This is a genomic window from Sphingomonas sp. MA1305 (genome assembly GCF_016107325.1).
Taxonomy (GTDB): Bacteria; Pseudomonadota; Alphaproteobacteria; order Sphingomonadales; family Sphingomonadaceae; genus Sphingomonas.
Genome location: NZ_RCVT01000002.1, coordinates 72,991 through 85,897, shown reverse-complemented (window position 1 = coordinate 85,897; position 12,907 = coordinate 72,991). Strand labels below are relative to the sequence as shown.

General features: G+C 68.8%; 13 protein-coding genes. 6 read left to right on the top strand and 7 right to left on the bottom strand.

What is annotated here, in order from left to right; genetic code table 11:
• Positions 1–67 precede the first annotated feature (67 nt).
• From kduD to D9601_RS08480, 3 genes are read left to right on the top strand one after another with little or no spacing between them, the layout of a single operon-like run.
• The gene (kduD, locus tag D9601_RS08490; protein ID WP_198353548.1) at positions 68–823 is read left to right on the top strand and encodes a 2-dehydro-3-deoxy-D-gluconate 5-dehydrogenase KduD; all 756 of its coding nucleotides are present in this window, start codon (positions 68–70) and stop codon (positions 821–823) included.
• A gap of 43 nt (positions 824–866) precedes the next feature.
• On the top strand, positions 867–1,874 hold the full coding sequence (locus D9601_RS08485) for a sugar kinase (protein WP_198353547.1): 1,008 nt from the start codon (positions 867–869) through the stop codon (positions 1,872–1,874).
• The gene (locus tag D9601_RS08480; RefSeq protein WP_198353546.1) at positions 1,861–3,423 is read left to right on the top strand and encodes a carboxylesterase/lipase family protein; all 1,563 of its coding nucleotides are present in this window, start codon (positions 1,861–1,863) and stop codon (positions 3,421–3,423) included. The genes D9601_RS08485 and D9601_RS08480 overlap by 14 nt, the downstream gene beginning before the upstream one ends.
• On the opposite strand, the gene rarD is transcribed toward D9601_RS08480, so the two are convergent.
• The gene (rarD, locus tag D9601_RS08475; RefSeq protein WP_198353545.1) at positions 3,408–4,301 is read right to left on the bottom strand and encodes an EamA family transporter RarD; all 894 of its coding nucleotides are present in this window, start codon (positions 4,299–4,301) and stop codon (positions 3,408–3,410) included. The two genes, D9601_RS08480 and rarD, sit on opposite strands and share 16 nt — an antisense overlap.
• 87 nt (positions 4,302–4,388) lie before the next feature.
• Complete coding sequence (locus D9601_RS08470) at positions 4,389–5,489, bottom strand: hypothetical protein (protein ID WP_198353544.1); 1,101 nt, start codon at positions 5,487–5,489, stop codon at positions 4,389–4,391.
• A gap of 207 nt (positions 5,490–5,696) precedes the next feature.
• Here D9601_RS08470 and D9601_RS08465 point away from each other — a divergent pair, with 207 nt between their 5' ends.
• Genes D9601_RS08465 through D9601_RS08455 form a run of 3 tightly spaced genes read left to right on the top strand, consistent with a single transcriptional unit; the run spans position 5,697 to position 9,973 of the window.
• Positions 5,697–8,705, top strand: coding sequence for a TonB-dependent receptor (locus tag D9601_RS08465; protein WP_232474014.1), 3,009 nt, complete (start codon positions 5,697–5,699; stop codon positions 8,703–8,705).
• A gap of 11 nt (positions 8,706–8,716) precedes the next feature.
• Positions 8,717–9,703, top strand: a complete 987-nt coding sequence (locus tag D9601_RS08460; RefSeq protein ID WP_198353543.1) for an alpha/beta hydrolase — start codon at positions 8,717–8,719, stop codon at positions 9,701–9,703.
• Between the two features lie 42 nt (positions 9,704–9,745).
• On the top strand, positions 9,746–9,973 hold the full coding sequence (locus tag D9601_RS08455; protein ID WP_198353542.1) for a hypothetical protein: 228 nt from the start codon (positions 9,746–9,748) through the stop codon (positions 9,971–9,973).
• A gap of 150 nt (positions 9,974–10,123) precedes the next feature.
• Here the strand turns inward: D9601_RS08455 and D9601_RS19790 are convergent, their stop codons facing one another.
• The 5 genes from D9601_RS19790 to D9601_RS08430 are packed head-to-tail and all read right to left on the bottom strand — an operon-like array spanning position 10,124 to position 12,887.
• Positions 10,124–10,573 (bottom strand): MarR family winged helix-turn-helix transcriptional regulator, encoded by a 450-nt coding sequence (locus D9601_RS19790; RefSeq protein ID WP_232474013.1) that lies wholly within the window; start codon positions 10,571–10,573, stop codon positions 10,124–10,126.
• A 52-nt stretch (positions 10,574–10,625) separates the two neighbouring features.
• Positions 10,626–10,952: a hypothetical protein gene (locus D9601_RS08445; RefSeq protein WP_332837945.1), complete on the bottom strand. Its 327-nt coding sequence runs from the start codon at positions 10,950–10,952 to the stop codon at positions 10,626–10,628.
• Positions 10,953–11,011: 59 nt separating this feature from the next.
• Entirely contained in the window at positions 11,012–12,019 is a 1,008-nt protein-coding gene (locus D9601_RS08440) for a chemotaxis protein CheB (RefSeq protein WP_198353541.1), read from the bottom strand.
• A gap of 34 nt (positions 12,020–12,053) precedes the next feature.
• Entirely contained in the window at positions 12,054–12,497 is a 444-nt protein-coding gene (locus D9601_RS08435) for a chemotaxis protein CheW (protein WP_198353540.1), read from the bottom strand.
• A 24-nt stretch (positions 12,498–12,521) separates the two neighbouring features.
• On the bottom strand, positions 12,522–12,887 hold the full coding sequence (locus D9601_RS08430) for a response regulator (protein WP_198353539.1): 366 nt from the start codon (positions 12,885–12,887) through the stop codon (positions 12,522–12,524).
• Positions 12,888–12,907 lie beyond the last annotated feature (20 nt).

Here is a 12,907-nt window from a genome sequence, read left to right as displayed (position 1 = left end):
GGCCGGACTGTCGCGACCTGCCCTCCCCTAACCCCTCCCGCCAGCGGGAGGGGAATCTGGAGCTGATATGACCAACCCCTTCGATCTCACCGGCCGCGTCGCGGTCGTCACCGGCGCCAACACCGGGATCGGCCAGGCGATCGCGCTGGCGCTCGCGGCCGCAGGCGCGGATGTCGCCTGCGTCGGCCGTACGCCGGCGGAAGAAACGGTGGCCAAGGCCCGCCAGCTCGGCCGCCGCGCCGAGATCGTCTCCGCCGATCTGTCGACGATCGAGCCGGTTCAGCGCGTCGTCGACGAAACGGTCGAGAAGCTCGGTGGACTCGACATCCTGGTCAACAATGCCGGCATCATCCGCCGCGCCGATGCGGTGGACTTCACCGAAGAGGACTGGGATGCGGTGGTCGACACCAACCTGAAGTCAGTGTTCTTCCTCAGCCAGGCCGCCGGGCGGCACATGATCGGCCAGGGCAAGGGGCGGATCATCAACATCGCCTCGATGCTGACCTTCCAGGGCGGCATCCGCGTGCCGAGCTATACTGCGTCGAAAAGCGGCATCGGCGGCCTGACCAAGCTGCTCGCCAACGAATGGGCGGCCAAGGGGATCAGCGTCAACGCGATCGCGCCGGGCTATATCGCGACCAACAACACCGCGGCCTTGCAGGCGGATGAGGCGCGCAACCGCTCGATCATGGAGCGGATTCCCGCCGGCCGCTGGGGCGATCCGGCCGATCTGGGTGGCGCCGCCGTGTTCCTGGCGAGCGATGCGGCGGCCTATGTCAACGGGCATATCCTGGCGGTCGACGGCGGCTGGCTGGCGCGCTGAGCCCAAGGCCGCGCGGAGCAGGGGCAAGGGGAGGTAGGACAGCATGGGCAAGTTGCTGGCATTCGGCGAGATCATGCTGCGCCTGTCACCGCCGGGGCGCGAATTGCTGCTCCAGAGTCCGCGCTTCGACGTCTGGGTCGCGGGCGCGGAGGCGAACGTCGTCACCGCTCTCGCCAAGCTTGGCCATGACGTCGGCATCGCGAGCCGCGTGCCTGATAACGATTTGGGCCGTAGCGCGATCACGACGCTGCGCGGCCATGGCGTCGACACCGCCGCCATCCAGTTCGGCGGCGACCGGATGGGTCTCTACTTCGTCACCTCGGGCGCGGGAATGCGCGCCACCGAGGTGATCTACGATCGCGCCGGATCGTCCTTCGCGGAGGCGCCCGTCGACGCCTGGGACTGGGACACGCTGCTCGTCGGCGTCGACCGGCTCCACCTGTCGGGCATCACACCCGCGCTCGGCCCCGTCCCGGCCGAAAGTGCCATCGCCGCCGCCGAAGCCGCCAGCACGCGCGGCATTCCCGTCTCGTTCGACGGCAATTGGCGCGGCAAATTGTGGGAGCGGTGGGAGTCCGATCCGCGCGGCATCCTGACCCGCCTCGTCGCCCATGCCGATCTGATGTTCGGCAATCATCGCGATATTGCGCTGCTGCTCGGCCGCGACTTCTCCGGCGAGGGCGAGGATCGCCGGCGCGAGGCATGCGATGCCGCCTTTGCCGCCTTCCCCAAGTTGCAGACGATCGCCTCGACCGCGCGGCATGTCGAGCATGTCGACCTCAACCGCCTGTCCGCGCGGATCGACACGCGCGACGCGCATGCGCAGACCGAGGAGGTGGTGCTGGCCGGCATCGTCGACCGGATCGGCGGCGGCGACGCCTTCGCGGCCGGCGTGCTGCACGGTCTGCGCAGCGGCGGCGACATCGCCCAGGCAGCGGCGACCGGCCTTGCGCTGACCGCGCTCAAACATTCGCTGCCCGGTGACGCGGCGCTGTTCCGACAGGCCGATATCGACGCCTATCTCGCCGGAGGCCTCGATGTCCGCCGCTGAGGGCTGGACGCGTCGCGGCGCCCTGGGTGCCGGCGCCGCGCTGATCGCCGCCGGGGCGAAAGCGGCGATTGCGCCGGCGGCACTGGTCCGTTGCCGCGCCGGAGCCTTCGCCGGCAGCGTGGTCGACGGCGTCGGCAGCTGGAAGGGCATCCGCTATGGTCGCGCTGCCCGCTTCCGTGCGCCGGTCGCCGAGCCGCCCGCGCGGACCGTGGTCGCCGCCCGCGCCTTCGGCCCGGTCTGCCCGCAGAAGGGACCGTACGGACCACAGGACGAGGATTGCCTGTTCCTCAACGTCTGGTCGGCCGAACCGCGGGCCGGCGCCAACAAGCCGGTGATGCTGTACATCCACGGCGGCGCCTATTCCAACGGCAGCGTCACCGATCCGCTCAACGACGGGCAGGCGCTGGCGGCGCGCGGCGACGTGGTCGTGGTCACGGTCAACCACCGGCTCAACGCCTTTGGCTATCTGTATCTCGCCCGGCTCGACCCGCGCTTCCCGGACAGCGGCAATGCCGGGCAACTCGACCTGATCCTCGCGCTGCGCTGGGTGCGCGACAATATCGCGGCCTTTGGCGGCGATCCGTCGCGGGTCATGGTGTTCGGCCAGTCGGGGGGGGGCGCCAAGATCGCGACGATGATGGGCATGCCCGCCGCCCGCGGCCTGTTCCAGCGCGCCGCAACGATGAGCGGACAGCAGGTCACCGCCTCGGGGCCGCTCAACGCGACGGCGCGTGCGCGCGCCTATCTTGCGAAGCTGGGCGTCGCGACAAGCGACCTGTCGCCGCTGCTCACGCTGCCCACGGCGCGGCTGGTCGAGGCGCTCGACGCGACCGATCCGATCCTCGGCGGCGGGGTCTATTTCGGGCCGGTGCTCGACATGACGTGGCTGACCCGCCACCCGTTCTGGCCCGACGCCAACCCGCAGGGCTTGTCGATTCCGATGATGCTGGGCAACGTCCACGATGAGACGCGCGCCTTTATCGGCATCGACTCACCCCGCGTCCGCGGCCTGACCTGGGACAATGTCGCCGAGCGGATGGCGCCGGAGCTGCGCATCGACATCCTGCCCGAATGGGTCGTGCGCGAATATCGGACCCGCTACCCCGATTGGAGCCCGACCGACGTCTTCTATGCGGCGACCACCGCGGGGCGGAGCTGGCGCGGGCAGGTGATCGAGGCGGAGGAGCGGGCGAAGGCCGGTGCACCTGGTTTCGTCTACCAGGTCGACTTCACTTCGCGGATCGAGCCGCGCCGCGGTGCCTTCCACACGATGGACATCCCGCTCGTCTTCGGCACCTTGGGCGCGAAGGGTTCGGAGACGGGCACTGGCGCCGACGCCCGCGCCGCGAGCACGGCGATGCAGGAGAGCTTCGTCGCCTTCGCCCAGACCGGTGATCCCAATCACGCCGGGCTGCCGCGCTGGCCGCACTACACGCTGCCGACCCGCGCGACGATGGTGTTCGACGTCCGCACGCATGTCGAGAATGACCCACGCGCCTGGCAACGCGAACTGTTCGCGCGAGTGCCCTATATTCAGCCCGGTACCTGAGCGCGGCGCGCGGCGGTGATGCTGCTCCAGGCATAGAGGGCGCAGCCGGTCCAGACTGCGGCGAAGGTCACGAGCTGCGCCGGCCGCACCGGCTCGCCATAGACGAGCAGCGCCTCGAGGAACTGCAGCGTCGGCGCGATATATTGCAGCAGACCCATCGTCGTGTAGCGCAGCCGCCGCGCCCCGGCGGCGAACATCAGCAGCGGCGCCGCCGTGACCGGGCCGGCGAGGACCAGCAGCCAGCTGAGCTGCGGGTCGTGGCCGAAGGCGCCATGCCCCCCTCCCGCCGCGAAGAGCAGCACGCCCGCGGCGAGCGGCGCGAGCAGCGCGGTTTCCACCGTCAGCCCACCGAGCGCATCAATCGCCACCACCTTCCGGATCAGGCCGTAGAAGCCGAAGCTCAGCGCCAGCGCGAGGCTGATCCACAGCGCCCCGCCGCCGCTGATCGCCAGCACCAGCACCCCGGCCGCGGCGATGCCGACCGCCAGCGCCTGTACCCGCCCCAGCCGTTCGCCGAGCACCAGCACGCCGAGCAGGACGTTGAGCAACGGGTTGATGAAATAGCCGAGGCTGGCCTCGACCAGATGGGCATTGTCGACCGACCAGATGTAGACGAACCAATTGACCCCGATCAGCGCCGCGCTCCCGGCCAATGCGAAGAGCGTGCGGCCCCGTGCCGCGGCCAGCACCGCGCGCCAGCGTCCGGTCACGATCAGGATGGCGACGAGCAGCAGCAGCGACCACAGGATGCGGTGCGCCAGAACCTGCAGCGGCGGCACCGCCGCGAGCAGATGGAGGTAGAAGGGCAGCAGGCCCCAGGCGGTATAGGCGCCGATGCCGAACAGCAGTCCGGCGCGCGTCGAAGAACGGTCCCCCATGATGATGCTGGGATGGCGCGTCGGGGGCGGGGCCGCAACCCGAGGCTTGCTTTCGAACCGGCAACGGCAGGTTGCCGTCGCGTGCCGTCACCCGCGCGGGCGGGCGGCGTCGTCGGCGTCGGCGGCGACCTCATCGATCTTGCGGCGCAGGCAGGTGAGGGCGGTGTCGCGCGTCTCATTGCCCTCGCGGACGCAGGCGCGCAGCATCGCGCAGCCGATCCGGTCGACCCTTTTGTCGCCGCTGGAGACGTCGGCATGGCACCAGGCGAGGATGCGACCGCTCGACGCATAGTGCAGCCGCATCAGCCGCAAACGCCGGGCGATCACGACGATGTCGTCCGGGTCGCCTTCGACCTTCGGCACCGGCAGTGGCGGGAGGTTGGACTGTTCGGACGGCGCCTCGGCGGCTTCGCGGACGATCTCGGCTTCGGCGCGGGACTTGGGCGACAGCTGCTGGCCCGGTGCCGCTGCTGATTGCGGCGGGGCGGGCAGGGCGACGGTCCGGGCGCCTTCAGGGGAGAGGGCGCAGTCGCCGATGCGTATGGCCTCAACCCCATGGTCCTGCGCCAGGGCGATGCCGCGCTGGGCGATCTCGCTCTTGCGGTAGTAGCGGATCGACACGGCATTATCCCCAAGGTCAGCGCGGACGCGCAGCACGCTGGTCTGTACCTTCGGGGTCAGGCCACCGGCCGAGCGCATGCAGCTCTGCCGGCCGCGCAGCCTCGCGCCCGTCAGGGCGAAGCGCAGCGGACCACAGATCTCGGCCGACGCGCCGCTGGCGTTCGCTACGGGAAGGCGATCGATGAGCTGCATCAGCACGGCCGTCCTGTCCCCGGCCGCGATGCAGCGCGCCCATGCCCGCGCGCTCCCGCCGCGGCGGGTCGCGTCGAGCACCCGGGTGCTGCTGAACCGCCACAAGCCGCCGTCGATCCGGATGCGCTGGCCGTTGACGATGATGTCGTCGTCGCGCGGTGCGGTCGTGACCGGATCGGATTGCGGCATGGCGGGGATCGCAGCGACCGGCATGGCGAGGCCAAGCGCGAGCACCATTGTCAGCGGCCGCATCCGTGTCGTCATCGCGGCCCTCTCCCCGTCAAACTTCACTAACCTGACGCAAGTGACGCTGCCGCGCCAGTGGGTTCGGCTCGGCCCCGGAGCGATACGGTGTTGACAGGCGGCAGCGACCACGACATCCTGCTGACACCGGTTACCCTGAAGCAGTGGGAGCCGGTCGCGGACCGGTCAGAACCGGCCACGCCGACGGGGAGGATTGCTGGACAGGGGCTCTGCCGGGCCCATTCTCCCCCCAAACCGCAAACCGCCGGGGTCCGCACAGCGGAACCGGTGTCAGGAACGGAAAACAGCGGCCCACAGGGTCGATGGGGAGTGGATGCGATGACCAAGATTTCGAGCCGCCGCCTGGCGCGCCTCGCCGGCGTATCGGCCGGCGCGCTGACGCTGGCGATGCTGCTGCCCGCCGCCGCCTTCGCGCAGGCGGCGCAGATCCCGCAGACGGCGACGCCGGGCCAGCCGCCGCACGTCGATCCGGCCCCGGCGCAGACCGCGGTGGTGCCCGGTGACGCGCCGCAGGATACCGGCGCCGATGTGCGCAACCCCGACGGCACTCCCGCCGATGCGCCGCAGGCCGCCGCCGACAGCGGCCCGGACATCGTCGTCACCGGCTTCCGCCGCTCGCTCGACGCCGCGCTCAACGTCAAGCGCGAGGCGGTCGGATCGGTCGATGCGATCGTCGCCGAGGACATCGCCAAATTCCCCGACCAGAATCTCGCCGAATCGCTGCAGCGCATCCCGGGCATCTCGATCCAGCGCGACGCCGGTGAAGGTCGTGCGATCACCGTCCGCGGCCTCGGCGCCCAATTCACGCGGGTCCGCGTCAACGGACTGGAGACGGTCGCGACGTCGACCGACGGCGCCTCGTCGAACCGCGATCGCGCCTTCGACTTCAACGTCTTCGCGTCCGAGCTGTTCAACTCGATCGTCGTCCACAAGACCGCCGAGGCGAGCCTCGACGAAGGGTCGCTGGGCGCGGTGGTCGATCTCAACACCGGCAATCCGCTGGGTGGCAAGACCGGCTTCACCGGCGTGCTGTCCGGACAGGCGAGCTACAACGACCTGTCGAAGAACTGGGGGCCGCGCCTTGCCGGGCTGCTGTCGTACAAGAACGATGCCGGCACGTTCGGCGTGTCGGTGTCGGCGGCCTATCAGAAGACCAACAATTTCGAGCTCGGCAACAACACGACGCGCTGGGCGCAGGGCGTGTTCGATTCGGTCAACGGCACGCCGTGCTTCAGCGCGCCGAATCGCGGCGGCACCTATACGGCGGCAGTGGGCAGCGCCTGCGACCAGGTCGCGCTCGCCTTCCATCCGCGCATCCCGCGCTACGGTTCGGTGCGGCACGACCGCGAGCGGCTGGGCCTGACCGGCAGCATCCAGTTCGCGCCCACCGATTCCACCAAGATCTCGATCGACGGCCTCTATTCGCGCTTCAAGGAGACGCGTGAAGAGAAGTGGGGCGAGGTGCTGCTGCGCTCCAACGAGCGGCAGATGGATATCAGCAACTACACCATCGACGCCAACAACAATCTGGTCGCGGCGACGATCAACGACGCCTATGTCCGCACCGAACATTATCTGCGCCAGTCGCAGACCGAATTCTACCAGATCGGCGGCAGCTGGGATCAGGACGTGACGGACAAGTTCCGGTTCACGCTGCTCGGCGGCTATTCCAAGTCGGACGCGACGATCCCGGTCGAGACAACGTTCGTATTCGACGACCGCGACGCGCAGAACTTCCGCTACGACTATACCAACATGAAGCAGCCGCTGATCAGCTTCGGCACCAGCGTCACCGATCCGGCCAACTTCCAGCTCGCCGAAATCCGCGACCGGCCGTCGGAGACGGTCAACGACTTCCGCACCGCGCAGCTGCGCACCGAATGGGACGTCACCGACGGCTTCCAGATCAAGTCGGGCGCGCTGTGGCGGCGGTTCTCGTTCAACACCAAGGCGTTCGCGCGCGACGCCGTGGTCTGCCCGAACGCCGGCGGCCGTGACGTCGTGCTCGGCACGATCACCTGCACGCCCAACACCAACATCGGCCCGACTGGTGTCTACGGCTTTCCGGCGACCAATCTGGGCGAGCTGTTCACCCTGCCCGACGCCGGCCAGCCGAACGGCACCACGACGCAGTTCCTGATCCCCAACATCGGCGCGGCCGCGCAATATACCGGCCTGTACAGCCGCACGCCGACCGTCACCGTCGGCGATACGCGCAGCGTGTCGGAAGAGGTCAGCGGCGGCTATGCCGAATTCGACGTCAAGGGCGACATCCTGGGCCTGCGCTATGCCGCCAATGCCGGCATGCGCTATGTCCACACGCTGCAGAAGTCGACCGGCCTGACCTCGACCACCGCCAATGGCGTCACCACCAACACGCCGGTGACGATCGAGCGGACCTATGACGACTGGCTGCCGGCGATGAACGTCGCCTTCTTCCCGGCCAAGGACGTCATCATCCGCGGTGCGATCGCCAAGGTGATCACCCGGCCGAGCCTGGGCAGCCTGACCCCGGGCGGGTCGGTCGACGGGTTCAACTATCGCGTCAACTTCGGCAACCCGCAGCTCGACCCGTTCCGCGCCACCGCCTTCGACCTGTCGGGCGAATGGTATTTCGCGCCGCAGTCGATCTTCTCGGTCGCGCTGTTCAAGAAGAACATCCAGAGCTTCCCGGTGTCGGCGACGCGTAGCGGCACCTTCGCTTCGACGGGCCTGCCGCTCGGCGTCATCCCGGCGAGCTCGCCGGCGGCGCTCAATCCGGAAGGGCAGCTGTGGCAGATCACCTCGCCGGTCAACGGCACGGGTGCGTCGCTGAAGGGCATCGAGATCGCACTGCAGTCGACCTTCCGCTTCCTGCCGGGCTTCCTGCGCAACTTCGGCTTCCTTGCCAATGCGACCTTCGTCGATTCGAGCGCGACCTATACGCAGGGCGGGCCGGCGACGGGCATCACCCGGCCGAGCGGGGCGTTGGGTGCTTTGCCCAACACGACGCGGACCGAGACTCTCTACGGCCTGTCGAAGCGCGCCTATAACGGCACGCTCTATTATGAGGACAAGCGCTTCTCGGCGCGCGGCTCGGTCAGCTATCGCAGCCCCTATATCGACGGCGCATCGGCGACGGGCAACCTGTTCGAAGGCTATAACGAGACGATCAACGTCGACGCCTCGTTCCGCTACAAGATCACGCAGAACTTCGAACTGTCGCTGGAAGGCACCAACCTCACCGACAATTATCGCAGCCGGTACACCGACCTGTATGCGAACCGCAATTACGAGTACAACCACTTCGGCCGCACGTTCCTGATGGGTGCGCGCTTCAAGATGTAAGGGACACGAGGATGCTCGACCGCCGCCAGGCCCTGATCGCGACACTGGCCGCAGGCCTGGCGGGGCGGGCGGTCGCGCAGACCCCGGCGCCACGCGCACCGGCCGGGCCGATGGCGGGCGATCCGTCCGAGACGATCGACCTCTGGCCCGGCACGGCGCCGGGCCTGCCGGCCAATCCGCCGACCGAGGTGACGACGGAGCGGAGCAAGGATCCCGCCTTCCACGACCGGATGGTGATGGGCGTCACCCGGCCGCGCCTCGCCGTGTTCCGACCGGCGACGGCGAACGGATTGGCGCTGCTGGTGATGCCCGGCGGCGGCTATGCGCGCATGGCGATCGACAAGGAAGGCTATGAGATCGGCCGGCTGCTGGCCGCGCGCGGCTGGACGGTCTTCGTCCTTTTCTACCGCCTGCCGGGCGAGGGCTGGGCAAACCGTCAGGACGTGCCGCTGGCCGATGCGCAGCGCGCGATGCGGCTGATCCGCGCGCGGGCGGATCGTTATGGCATTCGGTCTGACCGGGTCGGCGCAATGGGCTTTTCGGCGGGTGGGCATCTGTGCGGCGATCTCGCGACTCGCTTCGCTGCACAGGTCTATGCGCCGGTCGATACCGCCGACCGCGGCAGTGCGCGGCCCGACATCGCCGCGCCCATCTATGCCGTCCAGTCGATGACGCTGCCGCTGGCGCATGCCGGTTCGCGCGAGCTGTTGCTCGGCAAGGACGCGAGCCCGGCGCTGGAGGCGGCGCACAGCACCGCCAACAACGTCTCGGCGCAAACGCCGCCGACGTTCCTGGTCCATGCCGAGGACGACCAGACCGTGCCGGTGGAGAATAGCGTGCGGATGCGCGCGGCGCTGAAGGCGGCGGGGGTGCCCGTCGAGACGCATCTGTTCGAGCAGGGCGGTCATGGCTTCGGCCTACGCGGCGCGGCGGGGAAGCCCGCGGCGATCTGGCCCGAATTGTTCGTCGCCTGGGCGCGGAGCCATGGTCTGGGATAGGCGCGGGGTGACTTTCGCCGCCGCCGCCCTATCTGGCGCGGCATGACCAGCGGCGATCTCCACGACCTGTTCCTCTCGACCCTCGTCAAGGAGGCGGGCGGTACGCGCCGTCACTGGCGACTCGTCGTCGGCGACGTGAAGGTCTATCCGCTCGACACCCATCCGCATTGCAACTGGAGCGTGACGCCGTCCGGATCGGCGGCCGCGACGGGTGAGGTGGAGCGCGTCGCCGACACGCTGCGCGCGCGGCATCCGGTGGTGACCGGCTGAACATTGCGACGATCGACGGTGGCCTCATCCTCCTGCCACCGAACTACAGGAGGGCAAGGCCGGACCGGTATCGCTGGCGCGCGAGGCGGCACGCGTCAGGGTGATGCGCAGCGGTGGATGGCGGCTGCGTCCGGGACACGCCGCCGGTGTTCAGCCGCGCATCGCCGCGACGGTCGGATGCGCCTCGATGATTTCGTTGAGCCAGTCGCGCAGCGTGTCGCGACCCGTCCCGGTCAGCGCCAGCATCGTTACCCGCCGGTCGGCGGCGTCGTCGCTGCCCTCAACCAGGCCGCGGTCCTGCAGCAGCTTGATCCAGCGCAGCGCCGTGGTCCGCGGCACGCCGGCCGCGGCGGAGCAGGCATTGGTCGTCACCGTCGCGCCATGGATGCCGCTGGCGAACAGGAACAGCATGATGTCCATGCCGGGATTGGCGAACAGCGCGGGATCGAAGCGCGTCGCCAATTTGCGCCGCGAGGCGAGGATACCCCCGGCGAGTTCAACGAGACGGTTGTCCTCGTCGTTCAGATCGGCACCGTTGACCCCGTCGATGCTACCGGTGTCCCGCCCCTTCGCGGCGGCAAGATAGCTGCTTTCGCTCACGCCCATTGTTTTTGGCCTCCCCGCACAGGCCATACGCAGCGAAGCAACGAAATCAAGGGTCGTCAGTGATGCTGCCGGAATCTTCTGCCTGCCGATCGCGATATGCCTGCAACTTTGCTGTGAGGTCGTACGCCAAGCTTTCCAAAGTGATCGCGGCAACGCGCTGTTCGGCCGGCGCGGTGGAGCGCAGCACGTCGGCGATTGCTAATTGGGCCTGGGTGATGCGATCGAACGCCTGCAGGCTGTGCATATGCCGGCGCAGCGTGTCTGGGTCCCCGCCCAGGTCGAAGGCGAGGTCGGACAGCGATTGCGTCAGCTCCACCAGCCCGTCGGCCAGCGCCAGCGCCAGCGCCGGCTCGACGCCGTCGATCGGCGCCACGGCTGCCGCTGCCGCTGCCGCTGCCGCCGGGGCGGGATTGGGCCAGGCAGTGGCCACGGTCAGCGCTGGCACAGTTTGAGGATGCTCTTCGACAGCTGGTCGGCGGGCACCGGCTGGCTCGCGAGCTTGCGCTGCAGCGTGAAACCGTCGGCGCGGTTCTCGGCCGGGATGATGCTGTAGCTGCCGCCGCCCTGCAGCGCGCGGACGCCGGCGTCGCCGTCCTCGCCGTCGGCGCCGAGCACCAGTCCGATCGCTTCCGTGCCGCACGCCTTGGCGACCGACGCGAACAGGATCGAGATCGACGGCCGCTCGCCGGCGACCGGATCGCGGGGCAGCAGGCGCAGCTTGCCGTTCGGCCAGCCATCGACGACGACATGCGTATCGCCCGGTGCGGCGAGGTAGATGGTGCCCTGCTCGATCGCCATGCCGTCTTCCGCCAGCACGATCCTGGGCGCGATCTCCGCCCCCAATTTGTCGATCAGCGTCGCGGCGAGGCCGTTGCCGAGATGCTGGACGACGATCGTTGGCGGGCAATTGGCGGGGAAGGTCCCGAACAGGTCGAACATCGCCTGGGTGCTCGATGCCTCGGCGCCGATCGCGACCAGCCGGCCGTTCCAGTCGAGCGGCGGCGCCGGCGGCGCCTTGGCGGCGGCGGAACGGACCGCGGCGCCCTTGGCGGCCTTGATCCGCTTGCCAAGCTTGGCGAGGATCTTGTCGAACTCCGCGGCGACGGCGACCTTGGGCTTGGGGAAACAGTCGATCGCGCCCAGGCGCAGCGCCTGGATCGACGCCTCTGCCCCCGCCTCGGTACGGGTCGAGAACATGATCACCGGCATCGGCCGCTTTTCCATGATCTCCGCCAGATATTCGAGGCCGCTCATGCCGGGCATCTCGACGTCGAGCGTCATCACGTCGGGGCGCAGGTTCTCGACCATCTGGCGCGCTTCGTCGGCGCCGTCGGCCGAACCGACCACGACGACGTTGGGGATGCGCTCCAGCGCCCCGGAGAGAAGCGCCCGCATCGTCAGCGAATCATCGACGACGAGAACCTTGGTGGCGGCGGCCATGACGAGGGTGTTCCTTCACACGTACGGTAAGAGGTCAGGCGAACTCGGCATAATCGGTGCTGCTGTCGATCAGGCGTTCCAGCGCAAGCACCAGGATCAGCCGCTGGTCGATCGTCGCCAGCCCCTCCAGATAGCTTGCCGCCGGCGTGTCGCCGAGATCGGGCAGCGGTTGCATACCGTCGTCGGGAACAGTCACGATGTCGTTAACGGCGTCGACGATAAGACCCTGTAATTGCTCACCGATTTTTACGACGATGATGACGTGGCGCGACGACGGATCGGTCACGCCCCAACCCAGCCGGTGGCTGAGGTCGAGCACCGGCAGGACGACGCCGCGCAGATTGACGACGCCGCGGACATGCGCCGGCACGTTCGGCAGCGGCGTCGCCGGCGACCAGGCGCGGATCTCGCGGATCGCCATAATGTCGACGCCGAGCACCTGGTCGCCGATCTGGAAGGTAATGAGCTGGCGGGGCATGAAAGGCTCCTCGAAGGCGGAAGGTCAGTGCAGCACGCGGCGGATCGCCGCGGCGAGCTTTTCGGGATGGAAGGGCTTGACGATCCAGCCCGTCGCGCCGGCGGCCCGGGCGCGCTGCTTCTTCTCGTCGGAGCTTTCCGTGGTCAGCACCAGGATCGGCAGATTGCGATGCTGGTCCTGCTCGCGCACCCGCTCGATCAAGCCGAAGCCGTCGAGTCGGGGCATGTTGATGTCGGTGATGAGCAGGTCCGGGGTGGCGCCGTCCAGCCGCTCGAGCGCCTGGACGCCGTCCTCGGCCTCCAGCACCTGATAGCCTAGGTCGGACAGAGCCGCGCGCAGCAGCATCCGCATGCTGGGCGAATCGTCGACGGTCATGATCGTGCTGGTCACAGCTGGTCCTTTGCTGGGGA

What these genes read in the sequence shown, in the direction of transcription:
- D9601_RS08460 (WP_198353543.1), top strand. Translation starts at nt 8,717, where the DNA reads ATGCTCGACCGCCGCCAGGCCCTGATCGCGACACTGGCCGCAGGCCTG.
- D9601_RS08440 (WP_198353541.1), bottom strand. Translation starts at nt 12,019, where the DNA reads ATGGCCGCCGCCACCAAGGTTCTCGTCGTCGATGATTCGCTGACGATG.
- D9601_RS08485 (WP_198353547.1), top strand. Translation starts at nt 867, where the DNA reads ATGGGCAAGTTGCTGGCATTCGGCGAGATCATGCTGCGCCTGTCACCG.
- D9601_RS08455 (WP_198353542.1), top strand. Translation starts at nt 9,746, where the DNA reads ATGACCAGCGGCGATCTCCACGACCTGTTCCTCTCGACCCTCGTCAAG.
- D9601_RS08435 (WP_198353540.1), bottom strand. Translation starts at nt 12,497, where the DNA reads ATGCCCCGCCAGCTCATTACCTTCCAGATCGGCGACCAGGTGCTCGGC.
- D9601_RS08465 (WP_232474014.1), top strand. Translation starts at nt 5,697, where the DNA reads ATGACCAAGATTTCGAGCCGCCGCCTGGCGCGCCTCGCCGGCGTATCG.
- D9601_RS08480 (WP_198353546.1), top strand. Translation starts at nt 1,861, where the DNA reads ATGTCCGCCGCTGAGGGCTGGACGCGTCGCGGCGCCCTGGGTGCCGGC.
- kduD (WP_198353548.1), top strand. Translation starts at nt 68, where the DNA reads ATGACCAACCCCTTCGATCTCACCGGCCGCGTCGCGGTCGTCACCGGC.
- rarD (WP_198353545.1), bottom strand. Translation starts at nt 4,301, where the DNA reads ATGGGGGACCGTTCTTCGACGCGCGCCGGACTGCTGTTCGGCATCGGC.